16 protein-coding genes are annotated in these 14,982 nt (G+C 72.3%); 7 read left to right on the forward strand and 9 right to left on the reverse strand.

Annotation, left to right across the window (positions count from 1 at the left end):
* Positions 1 to 129: 129 nt before the first annotated feature.
* Positions 130 to 333, forward strand: a complete 204-nt coding sequence (locus tag ACZ6JY_RS29710; RefSeq protein WP_006138897.1) for a cold-shock protein — start codon at positions 130 to 132, stop codon at positions 331 to 333.
* 788 nt (positions 334 to 1,121) lie between these two features.
* Here the strand turns inward: ACZ6JY_RS29710 and ACZ6JY_RS29715 are convergent.
* From ACZ6JY_RS29715 to ACZ6JY_RS29740, 6 genes are all read right to left on the reverse strand, one after another.
* Positions 1,122 to 1,934 (reverse strand): ABC transporter ATP-binding protein, encoded by an 813-nt coding sequence (locus ACZ6JY_RS29715; RefSeq protein WP_469200653.1) that lies wholly within the window; start codon positions 1,932 to 1,934, stop codon positions 1,122 to 1,124.
* Positions 1,931 to 2,884, reverse strand: coding sequence for an ABC transporter ATP-binding protein (locus ACZ6JY_RS29720; protein WP_469200655.1), 954 nt, complete (start codon positions 2,882 to 2,884; stop codon positions 1,931 to 1,933). The genes ACZ6JY_RS29715 and ACZ6JY_RS29720 overlap by 4 nt, the downstream gene beginning before the upstream one ends.
* A gap of 90 nt (positions 2,885 to 2,974) precedes the next feature.
* Entirely contained in the window at positions 2,975 to 3,820 is an 846-nt protein-coding gene (locus ACZ6JY_RS29725) for an ABC transporter permease (protein ID WP_469200657.1), read from the reverse strand.
* Complete coding sequence (locus ACZ6JY_RS29730) at positions 3,817 to 4,764, reverse strand: ABC transporter permease (RefSeq protein ID WP_469200848.1); 948 nt, start codon at positions 4,762 to 4,764, stop codon at positions 3,817 to 3,819. The genes ACZ6JY_RS29725 and ACZ6JY_RS29730 overlap by 4 nt, the downstream gene beginning before the upstream one ends.
* Before the next feature lie 2 nt (positions 4,765 to 4,766).
* The gene (locus ACZ6JY_RS29735; RefSeq protein WP_469200659.1) at positions 4,767 to 6,440 is read right to left on the reverse strand and encodes an ABC transporter substrate-binding protein; all 1,674 of its coding nucleotides are present in this window, start codon (positions 6,438 to 6,440) and stop codon (positions 4,767 to 4,769) included.
* Entirely contained in the window at positions 6,437 to 7,624 is a 1,188-nt protein-coding gene (locus ACZ6JY_RS29740) for a C45 family autoproteolytic acyltransferase/hydolase (RefSeq protein WP_469200661.1), read from the reverse strand. Before ACZ6JY_RS29740 ends, ACZ6JY_RS29735 begins: the two co-directional genes overlap by 4 nt.
* A 121-nt stretch (positions 7,625 to 7,745) precedes the next feature.
* On the opposite strand from ACZ6JY_RS29740, the gene ACZ6JY_RS29745 reads away from it, so the two are divergent.
* Positions 7,746 to 8,654, forward strand: a complete 909-nt coding sequence (locus tag ACZ6JY_RS29745) for a MurR/RpiR family transcriptional regulator (protein WP_469200663.1) — start codon at positions 7,746 to 7,748, stop codon at positions 8,652 to 8,654.
* A 36-nt stretch (positions 8,655 to 8,690) separates the two neighbouring features.
* Here ACZ6JY_RS29745 and ACZ6JY_RS29750 read toward each other — a convergent pair whose 3' ends face one another.
* The gene (locus ACZ6JY_RS29750) at positions 8,691 to 9,281 is read right to left on the reverse strand and encodes a helix-turn-helix domain-containing protein (RefSeq protein WP_469200665.1); all 591 of its coding nucleotides are present in this window, start codon (positions 9,279 to 9,281) and stop codon (positions 8,691 to 8,693) included.
* An 89-nt stretch (positions 9,282 to 9,370) separates the two neighbouring features.
* Between ACZ6JY_RS29750 and ACZ6JY_RS29755 the strand changes: the two genes are divergently transcribed.
* From ACZ6JY_RS29755 to ACZ6JY_RS29765, 3 genes are all read left to right on the forward strand, one after another.
* On the forward strand, positions 9,371 to 10,153 hold the full coding sequence (locus ACZ6JY_RS29755; protein WP_469200668.1) for an AzlC family ABC transporter permease: 783 nt from the start codon (positions 9,371 to 9,373) through the stop codon (positions 10,151 to 10,153).
* Positions 10,150 to 10,464 carry an AzlD domain-containing protein gene (locus tag ACZ6JY_RS29760; RefSeq protein WP_469200670.1) on the forward strand — a complete coding sequence of 105 codons (315 nt, stop codon included), beginning with the start codon at positions 10,150 to 10,152 and terminating at the stop codon, positions 10,462 to 10,464. Before ACZ6JY_RS29755 ends, ACZ6JY_RS29760 begins: the two co-directional genes overlap by 4 nt.
* Before the next feature lie 254 nt (positions 10,465 to 10,718).
* The gene (locus ACZ6JY_RS29765) at positions 10,719 to 11,690 is read left to right on the forward strand and encodes a molybdopterin-dependent oxidoreductase (RefSeq protein WP_469200672.1); all 972 of its coding nucleotides are present in this window, start codon (positions 10,719 to 10,721) and stop codon (positions 11,688 to 11,690) included.
* Here the strand turns inward: ACZ6JY_RS29765 and ACZ6JY_RS29770 are convergent.
* Entirely contained in the window at positions 11,683 to 12,141 is a 459-nt protein-coding gene (locus ACZ6JY_RS29770; RefSeq protein WP_469200674.1) for an ATP-binding protein, read from the reverse strand. The two genes, ACZ6JY_RS29765 and ACZ6JY_RS29770, sit on opposite strands and share 8 nt — an antisense overlap.
* A gap of 124 nt (positions 12,142 to 12,265) precedes the next feature.
* On the opposite strand from ACZ6JY_RS29770, the gene ACZ6JY_RS29775 reads away from it, so the two are divergent.
* Positions 12,266 to 13,132, forward strand: a complete 867-nt coding sequence (locus ACZ6JY_RS29775) for a helix-turn-helix domain-containing protein (RefSeq protein ID WP_469200676.1) — start codon at positions 12,266 to 12,268, stop codon at positions 13,130 to 13,132.
* The gene (locus ACZ6JY_RS29780) at positions 13,129 to 13,449 is read left to right on the forward strand and encodes a DUF397 domain-containing protein (protein WP_469200678.1); all 321 of its coding nucleotides are present in this window, start codon (positions 13,129 to 13,131) and stop codon (positions 13,447 to 13,449) included. The genes ACZ6JY_RS29775 and ACZ6JY_RS29780 overlap by 4 nt, the downstream gene beginning before the upstream one ends.
* A 37-nt stretch (positions 13,450 to 13,486) precedes the next feature.
* On the opposite strand, the gene ACZ6JY_RS29785 is transcribed toward ACZ6JY_RS29780, so the two are convergent.
* Positions 13,487 to 14,899 carry an MFS transporter gene (locus ACZ6JY_RS29785; protein WP_469200680.1) on the reverse strand — a complete coding sequence of 471 codons (1,413 nt, stop codon included), beginning with the start codon at positions 14,897 to 14,899 and terminating at the stop codon, positions 13,487 to 13,489.
* Positions 14,900 to 14,982: the final 83 nt, after the last annotated feature.

Raw genomic sequence — 14,982 nt, forward strand, 5'->3', positions numbered from 1 at the left:
GGTTTCCCTTGCAGTACAGAGCCTGCGGAGCATGTAACTCCGTGGGCTCTCGTCGTTTTCAGACTTATGCAGTTGTTTAAACAATCGCTGGTTCTGGAGCAGGGCAACCCTTTGGCCCAAGGAGGGCTTATGGCTACCGGAACCGTGAAGTGGTTCAACGCTGAAAAGGGCTTTGGCTTTATCGCCCAGGAAGGCGGCGGCCCGGACGTCTTCGTCCACTACTCCGCGATCAACGCGAACGGCTTCCGCTCCCTTGAGGAGAACCAGGCCGTTTCCTTCGACGTGACGCAGGGCCCGAAGGGTCCGCAGGCGGAGAACGTCACCCCGATGTGATCGGACGTCCCACGTGAGTGGGGCGTGTGATTCCTCCGGTGACTTGATCCGGACATGGATGCAGTACCCAAGGAGCCCTGCTCCTCCGTGCGAACGGGGGAAGCGGGGCTCCTGCCTTTTCCTGGCCCCTGGGCCTACCTGCCCACCTAGGCCTGCGGCCGGCCTTGCCTCCGCGGCTGGCCTGGACCTGCGGCCCGCTTGGGCCTGCGGCCCGCTTTGGCCTGCGGGCCGCCTTGGCCTGCGGCCTGCCTGGGGCTGCGGCCCAGCCTCGCCTCTGCGGCCCGCCTTGACCGACGGCCAGCCTTGTCCTCTGTGGCCCGCCTGGGCCTGCGGCCCGCCCGGGGGCTGCGGCCCGCTTTGGCCTGCGGCCTGCCTGGGGCTGCGGCCCACCTGAGGCTGCGGCCCGCCTAGGCCGGTGGCCCAGCCTCGCCTCTGCGGCCAGCCATACCCTCTGCGGCCCGCCTAGGCCTGCGGCCCGCCTGAGGCTGCGACCCGCTTGGGGCTGCGGCTTGCCTGGGGCTGCGGCCGGCCTGGGGGCTCCGGCCCGCCTTGGCCGCGGGCCCAACCTCGCCTCCGCGGCCAGCCTGGGGCTGCGGCCCACCCTGGCTGGCGGCCCAGCCTCGCCTCTGCGGCCCGCTTTGGCCTGCGGGCCGCTTTGGCCGATGGTCCGCCTGAGGCTGCGGCCCCCCTTGGTCTGTGGCCCGTCTTGGCTGGCGGGCCGGTGCGCTGGTTGGTGTCTGTCGGGGTTGTGGAGTCCGCGCTTGGCCGGGGGCGGCTTCGGGGGGGCGTCAGGTCGGCAGGTTCTGTCTTGCTTTTGTTGCGTCTGCGGGGTTCCAGCCCTCGCCGGGGACCGAGGCCAGGAGCAGCTTTGTGTAGGGGTCCTTCGGTGAGGCCAGGACCTCGTTCGTCGGGCCCTGCTCCACCACCTTGCCCCTGCGCATCACCAGCACCTCGTCCGTCACGTGCTGGACCACGGCCAGGTCGTGGCTGACGAAGACCAGCGCCACCGCGGTGTCCCCGCGGATCTCGTCCAGCAGCTTCAGGATCTGCGCCTGGATCGACACGTCCAGTGCCGCCACCGCCTCGTCGAGGACCAGGATCTTCGGGTCGACGGCCAGGGATCTCGCTATCGCCAGACGCTGGCGTTGGCCGCCGGAGAGTTCCCTCGGGCGGGCCTGCGCCTCCCTCGTGCCGAGGCCCACCTGGTCCAGGAGCCCGGCCGCCGTGGACTCGTCCCTGCCGTGCAGGCGCAGAGCCGTCCGTACGCACTGCTCCGCCGTGAGCCGGGGGTCCAGGGAGATGTAGGGGTCCTGGAAGACCATCTGGATTTGTCTTGCTCTGGCCAGGCGGGCCCTCTTCCCCCTCGGGGGGCGGGAGGCTCTCACGGTGCCTTCGACTCGGATCTCGCCCTTGTCCGGGCGTACGAGGCCCACGAGCATCCTCGCCACCGTCGTCTTGCCCGAGCCTGACTCCCCGACTATGCCCAGGGCTCCGCCCGCGGGCACGGTGAACGTGACGTCCTCGGCGGCCGTGTGCCGGCCGCCGCCCGGCAGGCCGTACGTCTTGGTGAGTCCGGCCGCCTCCAGCAGGTACTCGGTCATCCTTGGCTCGCCTCCATGGGGAGTACTCGGCACGATGCCGTGCCGCCGTCCGGCAGCGCTGCCGGCTCCGGTGGCCATGTTTCGCAGGGCGGTTCCGCGGCCGGGCAACGGGCCACGAAGGGGCAGCCCGGGAAGCTCTCCGAGAGGGACGGAGGGCGGCCCGGGATCGGGGTCAAGGGAACGGGCGTGCTCAGAGCGTGCGCGTTCAGCGTGGGTGAACAGGACAGGAGGCCCCGGGTGTAGGGGTGGGCCGGGGTCGCGAAGAGGGCCTTGGCTGAGCGTTCCTCCACGACTCGGCCCGCGTACATCACGTACACCCGGTCGCAGTACGCGGCGGCGAGGTGCAGGTCATGCGTGATCAGGAGCAGCCCCAGGTCGCGGCTGGCGCGCAAGGTGCGCAGCAGGGCGAGGATCTCCGCCTGGGTCGTGACGTCCAGGGCGGAGGTCGCCTCGTCGGCGAGGAGCAGGCGTGGCTCGGCGGCGAGCGCCCCCGCGATGACGACGCGTTGGAGCATGCCGCCGGAGAGTTCGTGCGGGCGCTGGCGCAGCCGGCGTTCCGGCTCCGACAGGCCCACTGCCTCCAGGAGTTCGGCCGCTCGGGCGCGTGTCGCCCCGCGTTCGGTCAGGAAGTCGCCGATGCGGCGCACCGGGTTGAGGGCGGCACGGGGGTCCTGGTGGACCATGCCGACGGCGCCCGCGCGGTGGGCGCGGAGCTGTTCCCCGGTGAGGCCGAGGACGTCCGTGCCCGCGAAGCGGACCTGCCCGGACGCGGTCGCGCCGGGCGGCAGCAGCCCGATGGCCGCCTTGGCCGTCGTCGACTTGCCGGAGCCCGACTCGCCGACCAGGCCGACGACTTCGCCCGGCCGGACGTTCAGGGTGACCCCGTCCAGGACCGGGCGAGCCGTGCCCGGGATGCGAACCGTCAGGTCCGCGATATCGAGGAGCGACATGGCTCACCAACTCCCTAGCCGGCCGGCGGACCAAGCCCCGACCCCATCGACGGACAACACACCAGCCACAACATCAATGAGTGCCACGACTCACCTGCCCCCCAGCCGGTCGGCGGCCCAGACCCCGGCCACGTTGAAGGACACGACGACCAGGGCGATGGCGGTGCCGGGGACCATCGCGGGGAGCAGGGCGCCCTGGACCACGGCGGCCTGGCCCTCCTGGACCATCAGGCCCCAGTCTGAGGAAGGCGGTTGGGCGCCGAAGCCGAGGTAGGAGAGGGTCGCCAGGGACATCAGGGCCTCGCCGAAGAGGACGACGAGGTAGCCGAGGACCGCGCGGCCCAGGTTCGGTACGACGTGGAGGGCGCAGATGCGGGCGCCGCCCATGCCGAGGACGCGGTAGGCGTCGACGTAGGGCTTGCGGGCCTCGGAGAGGGCCAGGGAGCGCGTGTACTTGGCGATCGTCGGGGTGAAGGCCAGACCCAGGGCGAGGACGGACGTCGTCATGCCCGCGCCGAAGACCGCGATGATCAGGACGGTGAACAGCAGGCCCGGGAAGGCGTACATCACGTCCGTCAGACGGGACACCAGGGTGTCCACCCAGCCGCCCCGCCACGCGGCGAGCACCCCGAGCGAGATGCCGAGCACGGCGGCCACGGCGAGCAGCAGGACCGGGGCGATCAGGCTGGTGCGGGCTCCGTACAGGGCGCGGGAGAGCAGGTCCTGGCCGGAGGAGTCGGTGCCGAGCAGGTGCTCGCCGCCGGTGCCGACGAGGGACGCGGAGAGGTCGATGGCGTCCGGGGCGTAGGGCGCGAGCAGCGGGGCGAAGAGGGCCGCGAGGACCACCAGGGCCAGGAAGGCGCCGGCGACGAGCACGCCGACGGGGCGTTTGCCGTGCCGGGGCAGCGGTGCCGGGGCTACCGCGGTGGCCGTCATGACGTGGCTCCCTTCACGCGGGGGTCGAGGAGGGGGTGTACGAGGTCGACCAGCGTCGTGACCACGATGTAGCCGGTGACCATGAGCAGCAGGACCGCCTGGGCGACCGGGAAGTCATGGGTGTTGATGGCGCCGACGAGGAGCGATCCGATGCCGCTGATGCCGAAGGCCGTTTCGACGACGACCGTGCCCGCGAGCATGCCCGCCATGACGAGGCCGCACATGGTGACGATGGGGCCGAGCGCGTTGCGCAGCACGTGGCGGCGGATGATGTCCCGCTCCGGGACGCCGGAGGCGCGGGCCGCCTCCACGTGGTCGGATGCCGCCGCGTCCGCCATGGCCTGGCGTGTGACACGGCTGATGATCGCGAGGGCGCCGAGCGCCAACGACAGGGCGGGCAGGGTCAGGTGGCGCAGGGTGCCGGTGAATCCCTCGCCGCTGCCGGTGACCGGGAACCAGCCGAGCTGTACGCCGAAGAGTGAGACCAGGGCGATGGCGGCGACGAAGGAGGGGACCGAGGCGGCCAGGGTGGTGCCGCCGACGACCAGGGAGTCGACCCAGGTGGAGCGTTTCACCGCCGCGAGGATGCCCGCGCCGACGCCGAGGACGACGAAGAGCACGGTGGCGTAGGCGACGAGCTGGAGCGTGGTCGGGAAGCGGGCCGCGACGAGGTCGGCGACCTGGTCGCTGTACTTGAAGGACCGCCCCAGGTCGAGGTGGACGCAGTCCCACAGCCAGCGTCCGTACTGGACGAACAGCGGCTCGTCCAGGTGGTACTGGGCGCGGACGCTCGCGAGCCGCTCGGGGGTCAGCTTGTCGCGGCCCCCGGCGAGGAAGACCGCGGGGTCGCCGGGCGCCGCGTACACGGCGGCGAAGATGACGAAGGACGCGGCGAAGAGCGTGGCGAGCAGGCCGGCGAGGCGGCGGGATATCCGGGAGAGCAGGGTCATCGCCCGACCTGGCCCTTCTTGGGGCCGAGCAGGGCGGCCCACGGGTAGTAGAGGTAGGACTGCGAGGCCGGCGGTCCGGTCATGCGGTCGTTCAGGACGAGCGCTGTCGGCACCTGCCCGAGCGGAATCCACACGGCGGCGTCCACGAAGCGGCGCTGCACGTCGACGGCGAGCTTCGCGCGCCGCGTGTCGTCGAGGGTGCCGAGGGCCCGGTGGACGAGCTTGTCGTACGTGGCGTCCTTGAAGCCGACCCAGTTGTTGGAGGAGTCGGACAGGCCGTTGTCGTAGAAACCCATGGGGTCGGCCTTGGAGATGTACCAGTCCCCCACCAGGACGTCGATGTCGGCGCGGGCCCCCGGGTCGCTGTAGAACTCCTCGAACTGGGCGGTGGGGACCGTCTTGATCTGTCCCTTGAGGCCGATGCGTTGCAGGGCGGCGCGCACGGCGTTGGCGACGACGGTGCGGCCCTGGCTGCTGTCGGTGCCGATGACGATGGGGTCGGCGGGCGCGCCCGCGGCCTTCACCAGGCGCTTGGCCTCGGCGAGGGTCTCGGCGGTGGGCGTGGCGGGGGCCAGCGCGTCCAGCTTCTTCTGCGCGGCGGCGAACCGCGGCTTCTCGTACCCCCACGCCCCCGAGCCGACGGGCGTGGCCCAGGGCTGGACGAGCCCGCCGTAGCCGGACCGTGCGATGCCGTCGCGGTCGATGGCCAGGGAGAGGGCGCGGCGGATCTGCGGGTCCTTCAGGCCGCCGCGCGCGGTCGGGATGAGGACGAGCGAGGCGGTGGAGGGGCCGTAGTACTGGTCGATGCCCTTGGCGGCGCGCAAGGCGGACGCGGTGTTCGGGGACTCGGCGTACGTCCCGTCGGCGGCGCCCGTCTTCAGGGCGTTGACCAGGGCGCTGTCGGAGGCCCAGCGGAAGGTCACCCGGCGGGTCCGCGGCTGCTCGCCCCAGTAGTCCTCGTACGCCTCGATGGTGAGGGAGTCGCCGGACTTCCAGCCGGTCAGCTCGTACGGGCCCGAGCACGCGTCGCTCTGCCCCGGTGTGCCGAACTCCTTGCCGGAGGCGGTGACCTGCTCCTTGTTCCAGACGATGCCCGCGTCTCCCGCGAGCGCCTTGGTGAAGAGGGCGTCGGGGGCCTTGAAGCGGATGGTGATCTCGCGGTCGCCGGTCTTCCGCATGGAGCGGACGTTGCCGAACTCGTCGGCCTGCTCCATGTCCGGGTCGGCGTGCCGCCGCAGGCTCCACAGCACGTCGTCGGCGGTGAGCGCCGACCCGTCGTGGAAGGTGACGCCGTCCCTCACCGTCAGGACCAGGGTCCTGTCGTCGGGTGTACGGGCCTTCGTGGCGAGGAACGGCTTGATGCTCATGTCGGGCTGGAGCTGGTAGAGCCGCTCGCAGACGTTGGTCAGGACGACGCGTCCGGCGCTCGATCCCTGGGTGTCGAGGTCGAGCGAGTCGGGCTCGTCCTCCAGGAGCCAGTCGGCCTTGTCCTGCCGCCCCTCGGCGGCGGGCGTGGTGGCGGTGAGCCTCAGCTTGGCGGCGTCGGCGGGCTCGCCGCCCAGCGCCGTCGTGTCGGCGCCGCTGCACGAGGCGGTGGCGAGCAGGGCGGTGGCGGCGAGTCCCGCCACGGCCGCGCGCCTGCGGCTCGGCACGGTCAGGGGGCGGCTCATGAGGACTCTCCGTACGGGCCGTCGTAGAGGTTCCAGGGCATGTGCTGGTAGTCGCGGTCGCAGGGGGTTCCCGCGGTGACGTGGTAGTCGCCGGTGGTCAGGTCCACGCAGGAGGAGACGAGCGTGGCCCAGTGCTTGACGGCCGGGCGGCGCGGGTCGGGGTGGGTGCAGAGCGACTCGGGCAGGCCGAGGTGGTCGGACATCGCCTGCTTGATCAGCTTGCGGGACTCGTCGGGTCCTGTGGACGCGCGCAGGGCCCGCAGTCCCTCCTCGGCGCGCGGCACGCGGACCAGCGAGTCGGACGACATGGGGCGGTAGCCGTCGGCGAGGGCGGCGGGGATGCCCGCCTGGTAGTGGTTGCCGTGCACGAGGAGGCCGTCCGAGGGGTACATCCAGCCGTGCCCCGCGGGCGTCGTCTCCAGGTCGATGGCGAAGCCCTCGCGGCAGGTGAGCAGGGCGTTGCTGGCGATGTGGGCGCGGGTGCGGCAGAGCACGTCGAGGGCGTCGGTGATGGTCGCCTGGTCGAGCACGCTGCGGCGCACGACGGTCTGCGGGAGGCCGATCGCGTCGTCGAAGCGTCCGCCCAGGCCGTTGGCGTTGAGCGCGATGCCCGCCGAGCTGGCGCCCTGGCGGCCTATCTGCCCCGCCTCGACCTGCATGATCAGGGTCGGCTTGGGCGGCTGCACGATCCGGATCATGACGACGGTGTCGGCGACGCCCGCGCGCCAGTCCCAGTTCTGCCCCGCGTAGACGTGCCCGTCGCCGCTGGCCTGCCCGTACGCCGCGAAGGACGTGCAGCCCTCGGCGGGCTCCTCGTCACCCGCCGCCTCTGGTGACGCCCCGGCCGTCCCCGGCGAAGCCTCGGCCATGTCCGCGAAGGAGCGGTCGTAGATGACCTCGCCGCGTGCGTTGAGCGCGAGCACGTCCAGCAGCGTGACGCCCGCGCCGTCGGCGATGCCCCGCATCTCCTCCACGAGGTGGGGCGCGTAGTCACGGACCGGGTCGAGCCAGCGCGCGGCCCGTGCGGTGACGCGGTCCCAGGTCAGCCCGGCGGAGTGGCCGAACGCCTCTTCGTAGTAGCCGATCGCGGCCTGTATCTGCGGGCGGACGGATTCGCCGTACTGGCGGCCGCGTTCGGTGGGCGTACCGGAGATCTCGATCACGGGGAGCGTGCGGGGTGCCATTGTTCTCCTACCGCGGAGAGGTCCCGCGACGACGTCCTGTAACGTCGATTACGAGAAGCTCTCCTCTTGGAATGCGTTGCCCAGGAGAGTAACCGCCATCACACGAGAGTCAATAGACGTAATGGGAATTTCAGAGAGTGCGGGGGCGGCGGGCGCCGCAGGGCTTGACCGGCTCCGCGCGGCCGTGCGTGACCAGTGGGAGACCCTGTCCGCCTCGGAGCGCGCGGTCGCCCAGTACGTCGTGAGCGCACCGCCGGAGTCCCTGCTGTTCGCCAGCGCCCAGGAGCTGGGCACGGCGAGCGGCACGAGCAACGCCACGGTCGTCCGCGCCCTGCAACGCCTCGGGTATGCCGGACTGCCCGCCCTGAAGCGGGAGTTGGCGTCCGACTTCACCTCGGCGGTCCCTCCGGAGGTCCGCCTCAAGCAGCGCATCGCGCACGTCGGCAGGGACCTCGGCGACATCTGGGGCGACGTCTTCGACGAGGCGGCCGAGCGCATCGAGCACGCCCGCAGGCTCACCCCGGACGACGCCCTGCGCACGGCGGTCGAGGCGCTCGCGGAGGCCACCGAGACCCACTGCTACGGAGTGGCGGCGTCCGAACTCGCCGCCCGCCACCTGGCGCTGGCCCTCGGCCGCATCGGCCGCCGCTCGCGGTACGTCGGGGAGACCGGCTTCGCGCTCGCCGACGCCCTGCTCGGCATCCGTACGGGCGACGCGGTGGTGATCTTCCAGCCCGGCCGCGCGCTGCCCGAGCTGTCGGTCCTGATAGACCGGGCGCGGGCGGTCGGGGCGCGGGTCGTCCTCGTCACGGACGAGCTCGCGGAGCTGTACGGGCCGCGGGTCGACGCCGTCCTCACCGCCCCGCACACGCCGACGGGCATCACCACCGAGGCGCTGACCGCCCTGGTGGTCGCGGACGCGCTGCTGCTCGCGCTGACCACGCTGGACGAGACGCGGGCGGTCGACACCTCGCACCAACTGACGGCACTGCGCGACCAGTTGCTGGCCCCGAAGCCACGCAAGGCCTGACCGGCCGGGGGCACGGAGGAGGCCCCGCCCCGGCGGCTACACGTGCTGCATGATCATCACGAACGTCGTGCCCGGCTCCAGGGCCTCATAGGAGTGCGACACGTCCCCCCGGTACGACATGTAGTCACCGGGACCGAGCTCCACCGTCTCGCCCTCCGGGCCCGCGAGGAGGCGGCCGGTGCTGATGACCAGGTGTTCCATCGAGCCGGGGATGTGCGGGTCCGACTCGCGGGCGGCACCCGGCTCCAGCGCCCCGTGGTAGATGTCGCGCCGCACCCCGGCCGGCCCCGCCGAGAGCAGGGTGCCCGCGTACGAGGAGTTCTCCGCGTGCATGGTCGGGCCCTCGCCCGCCCGGATCACCGTCACGGCGGGCGCCGGCGACTCCACCAGGACGCTGAACGGCACGCCCAGCGCCACGGCCAGCGCCCAGATCGTCTCGATGCCGGGGTTGCCGGTGGCCGCTTCGAGCTGGGAGAGCGTGGACTTCGCGATTCCGGCGCGTTTGGCCAGCTCGGAGAGGGAGATCCCGGCCTTAGCGCGCTCGCGGCGCAAGGCTGCCGCGACCCATTCGCGGGGCATGCGGGACGGCGGGGCGCCGCCTGCGCCGGGGCCGGTGCCGTTGGTCATCGCTGTCGCTCCTGAAGAGGCTTCGTTCGCTGTACGAGGTCATTCGTTCGGCTTGACGAACGCGCCCCGCACTGCCCATCCTACGGTGCATGCGTTCGCCGCACCGAACAAACAACCCACCCGACCGAACGGAGCCGGTCCGCTCGCCCGGACCGTCCCTCGTGCGCCTCTCCGACCTGCCGCCCGGCGTCCTGCGTGACATCGCCCTCGTCTGGCTCGCCGACGCCGTCGTCGGCGTCTCCTTCGGCGCCATCGCCGTCGCCGGCGGGCTGCCCCTCTGGGTGCCGGTCCTCATGTCGCTGCTCGTGTACGCGGGCTCCGCCCAGTTCAGCGCGGTCGGACTGCTGACCGCGGGCGGCGGCCCCGTTGCCGCGGCAGCGACCGGGCTGCTGCTCAACTCCCGTACCGCCGCCTTCAGTCTGGCCCTCGCCGAGGATCTCGGCCGCTCCTGGACGGCACGGCTGATCGGCGCGCACCTCATCACCGACGAGACGGCCGCGTTCGTGCTCGCCCAGGAGGGGCGCCGGGCGCGCAGGGCCGCGTTCTGGATATCGGGGCTCGGCCTGTTCGTGGCGTGGAACGTCAGCGTGCTCGCGGGCGCCCTCGCGGGAGCGGCGCTCGGCGACACCGACCGGTTCGGGCTCGACGCGGCGTTCCCGGCGGTCCTGCTCGCCCTGGTCCTGCCAGCGCTGCGGGCCGACGGCTCGGCGCGGCGGGCGGCGGCCGCCGGTGCGGTGATCGCGGTCGCCGCCGCGCCGCTGCTGCCCGCCGGGGTGCCGGTCCTGCTCGCCCTGCTCGGCCTGCTCGCGGCCCGGCGCGGCCCCCGCCGTCCCCACCGTCCCCGCACCGACGCCCCCGGGAGCTCCTCATGAACGCCACGCTCGCCTGTGTCCTCGTCCTCGCCGCGGGCACGTACGTCTTCCGCCTGGCCGGTCCCGTGCTGCACGGCCGCGTGGAACTGCCGGCCCGCGTCCAGGAGCTGCTGACCGTGGGGGCCACCGTGCTCCTCGTCGCGCTGCTCGCCACGGGCGCACTGACCGAGGGCCAGGGCTTCGCGGGCTGGGCGCGGCCCGCCGGGGTCCTCCTCGGCGGGGTCCTCGCGTGGCGCAGGGCGCCGTTCGTGCTGGTCGTGGTGGGCGCGGCGACGACCACAGCACTGCTACGCCTCGCGGGCGTGCCTTAACCGGGGCCCGCATGCCCCGCGCCGGCGCCAACACGCGCCGCCCGCAAAAGAGATGGGCGCTCACGCCCGGCCCCCCATAAGATCGGAAAGTCGCAGAATCGATCCGCAAGATCGCCGAACCGGTCCGCGCAATCTCAGAAGACCCGGGGGATTCTCACCATGCTCATCGCGCCCACGGCACTGACCCTGGCCATGCCGGCCCTGTTCCTCCTGGCGGAACATCCGAAGACACCCGCCACGGGAGCCACCACCCGATGACCGTACCGCTCACCCCGCCCCCGGAGGACCCCTCGCACGGCGACCCCGCGCCGGGGCCCGACTTCGTCACGCCGGTCGGCAACGTCTTCGTACGCGCGCACATGGGCATCCCGGAGCTGGACGCCGACGCCTGGACGCTGACGGTCGAGGGCCTCGTCGAGCATCCCCTGCGCCTCGACCTGCCCACCATCCTGGCGCACCCGGCCCACCAACTCACCTCGGTGCACGAGTGCTTCGGCAGCCCGCTGCGCCCCGACGTTCCCACGCGCGCGGTGGCGAACATCGAGTGGACCGGCCTCCCCCTCGCCGCCCTCCTGGAGCGAGCGGCACCGCTGCCCGCCGCCCGGCACGTCGTCCTCGAAGGCGCCGACACGGGGTCCTTCGCGGGGCAGGACGGCATCTCGTACGTGAAGGACCTGCCGTTGGGGACGGCACGCCAAAGCGTGTTCCTGGCCCACCACATGAACGGCGAGCCCTTGCCCGCCCGGCACGGCCACCCCCTGCGGGCCGTGGTCCCCCGCATGTTCGGCACGAACTCCGTGAAGTGGCTGACCAGGATCATCCTCACGGACGAGCGCCCCCAGCACATGTTCACCACGACGTATTACACGCGCAGGGTGCCGGGCCACGACACCCCGCAGCCGGTGCGCGAGGTCGACGTCAACAGCAGGCTGACCTCGCCCGCGCAGGACGCGAAGCTGCCTTACGGAACCGTCGCCTTCCGGGGCCGTGCCTGGAGCACCACGGAGATCGTCCGCGTCGAGCTCTCCGTCGACGGCGGCCCCTGGGAGCCCGCCCGCCTGGACACCCTCGGCGCGGACCCCGCCTGGCAGGGCTTCTCCCTGCGGCACTGGCTCACCCCGGGACCGCACACGGTCCGCTCCCGTGCGACGGACACCACGGGCCGCGTCCAGCCGCCGCCGGGCTCCCGCAACTCGGTCCACGAGGTGGCCTTCACGGTCACGTAGCCGCGGGCCGGCCGGTCCGTAGCTCGGCGGTCCGTAGCTCGGCCCAGACCGTCTTTCCGATCCCGCGCTCGGCCACGCCCCACCGCGCGGCCAACGCCTCGACCAGCCGCAGCCCGTGCCCCGACTCGCCCTCCGGGTCGTACGGCTTCGCCCGCGGCTCGGGTCCCCCACGGGCGTCCGCCACTTCGATACGGAGCGTGGCCGGCCCCTGCCGGATGAGCCGCAGCTCGAAGTCCCGCCCCGGGACGCGGCCGTGCGTGACGGCGTTCGCCGCCAGCTCGGCGACGACGTGCGCCGCCGCGTCGGACACGTCGCTGCCGTGCGGATACCCCCAGGCGTCAAGCTGGTGCGCCGCCAGCCGCCGGGCCAGACGGGCGCCTCGGGGAGTCGCGCTGAGCATCTGCCGGAAGACGGCCAACGCCTCGGGGTGGGGGGAGATTTGCTGGTTCATGTGACTGAGCGTGGCGGCTCGGATCTACTCTGCACAGGTACGACACCTCGACGCCGGGCGCGTGTATGAGTGCGCCCGTCCGGCTGTATGAGGCGTCTCCCGTGACCACACGAGGCGGTACGGCATGGCCAGCAGCGACCATGAGGAACGGCCTGAGCGGCCTTCCCAGACGGACGGCACGGCGCACCTCTTCAGCGCCCTGGGCAAACAGATCAAGGTGCTCCGCGAGCACGCCGGGATGAGCCAGCGGGAGCTGGGCAAGGCGGCGCACTGCGGAGAAGCTTTGATCTCGGCCATAGAGCGCGGGGTGCGGACACCGCAGCCGGAGTTCCTCATCAGGGTCGACGTCCTGCTCGACGCACGGGGCGTACTGGCCGCTGCGGCGGACGACGTGCGAGAGGCGCAGGCCAAGGCTCGGACGCGGCATCCGGATTGGTTCCGGGACTACGCGCGGGCGGAGGCAGAAGCCGTCGCCCTGCACAACTATGGTGCCCAGGCCGTGCACGGGCTCCTCCAGACGGAGGGGTACGCGCGGGCTACTTTCATTCAGCGACGCCCTCTGCTGGATGAGGCAACGATCGAGAAGCGGCTCGCCGATCGGCTGGCTCGCCAGCAGGTTTTCGAGCGATGGCCCGCCCCAACCTTCAGTTATGTACTGGAGGAGGCGGTGCTGCAACGCCCCACAGGGGGCTGGGCGGTTCAACAGGAACAGCTAAGGCGGTTGCTCACTGCGGGTCGTATGCGCAACGTCGAGATTCAGGTGATGCCGACGGATCGTCCCGAACATCCGGCGCTGGACGGCACGTTCACGTTGATGACGCCACGAGGGCGGCAACAGGTGGTCTACACGGAGAGTTATGGTCACCCCCGGCTCATTACGGGACCGGAAGAAGTCCGCATCTTCAGCGAGCGCTATGGGATTATCCGGGCGCAGGCTCTGACACCTCAGGAATCGCTGACCCTGATCGAGAAGATGCTGGGAGAACCATGAATAACTCGGAACTCGGCTGGTTCAAGAGCAGCTACAGCACCGGCGAGGGCGGTGAATGCCTCGAAGCCGCCTACACGTGGCGGAGGTCCAGCCACAGCGACGGCGAGGGAGGCCAGTGCCTCGAAGCCGCGTACCCGTGGACGAAGTCCAGCCACAGCGGCGGCGAGGGAGGCACCTGCGTCGAGATAGCTCACGCGCCGCACGCGATCCACGTCCGCGACAGCAAACGCACCGCCGGGCCGACCCTCACCATCAGCCCCGCCCCCTGGTCCCACTTCCTCGCCCACGCTGCGGTTGCACAAAAGTCCCGCCCATAATCCCCCAAACCGGGCACCTCCGCGGGACTTTTCCGCATCAGCCGCCACCCCCCGGCTCCCGCAGCAGCCATGCCGCCAGCGCTGTCGTCGCGCAGAGCAGGAGGCCGACCGTCACCAGGGCCGCACGCATGCCCGGCAGGGAGAAGGCCGCGTCGGTGTCCCCGGCCAGGAGCGCTCCGAAGAGGGCTACCGACATCGCGCCGCCGGTCTGGCGGAGCGAGTTGAGGAGGCCGGAGGCCGTGCCCGCGCGCTCCGCGGGGACGGCGTCCATCAGTTGGGCGGTCAGCGCGGGGACCGCGAACGCGCCGCCGAGGCCGGTCGGGATCAAGAGGAGCAGGACCAGCCAGAGCGGGGTCGTGGCGGTCAGCGGGACGAGGACGAACAAGGCCAGGGCCAGGACCGCCTGGCCGATGACGATGACCCGGCGGCGGCCGAGGCGTTCGGCGGCGCGCGGTGACAGGAGGTTCGTGGCGGTGATCAGGGCGGCCAGCGGGACGAACATCAGGCCCGCCTCGACGCCCGACATGCCGCGAAGCTGCTGGTAGTAGAGGCCGAGGAGGAAGGTCAGGCCGTAGAACCCGGCGTTCACGGCGAAGCCGACCGCCAGGGCGATCCCGACGCCCCGCCGGCGCAGCAGCCCGAGCGGGACCATCGGCGCGGGGTGGCGCCGTTCGGTGGCGTAGAACGTGAACCCCGCTGCGGCGGCCACGGCGAAGGAGAGCAGGACGGGCGCGCTCGTCCAGCCCAGGTGGCCGCCCTCGATGACGGCGAAGGCCAGTCCCGCGAGCGTGAGGACGGCGGTCGCCTGGCCCACGAGGTCCAGGGGTGCCGGGCGGCGGGGCGAGGGGGCGGTGCGGGCGAGGAGGGCCAGAATCACGGCGCCCACGGGGAGGTTGAGGAGGAAGACGGCTCGCCAGCCGGCGGCCTCGGTCAGTATGCCGCCGAGTACGGGACCGACCGCGACGGCCACCGAACCGCCCACCGTCCAGAGCGCGATGGCCCGTGCCCTGCGGCGCGGGTCGTCGTAGGCCTGCCGGATCAGGGAGAGCGAGGCGGGCATCACGATGGCCGCGGCCCCGCCCTGCGCGACGCGGGCGGCGATCAGCGACCCGATGCCGGGCGCGAGGGCGCAGGCCAGCGAGGCGACGGTGAAAAGGCCCACCCCCCAGGCGTACGCCCGCCGCGCCCCCGCCCGGTCGGCGAGCGCCCCCGCGGAGAGCATCAGCGCGGCGAACATCAGCGTGTACGCGTCCACGACCCACTGGAGCCCGGCCATGCCACCGTGCAGGGAGGCGCTGATGTCAGGCAGGGCGATGTTCACGGCGGTGACGTCGATGGTGATGACGCTGAAGCCGAGCAGCGCGGCCACGAGGGCGACGGGGGAGGCGGACGCGGGGCCGGGGGCCGCGGCCGTCGGGCGGACGGGGCCGGAGGTGAGGGTGGCGGACACGGTTCTCCCAAGAACACTCGGTGGGGCACGTCATGCGCGGGTGGCGGGCCACCGGGGCCGCGGACCGGTGACGGCGCACCCCC

The sequence above is a fragment of the Streptomyces sp. NPDC046335 genome, from assembly GCF_055587985.1.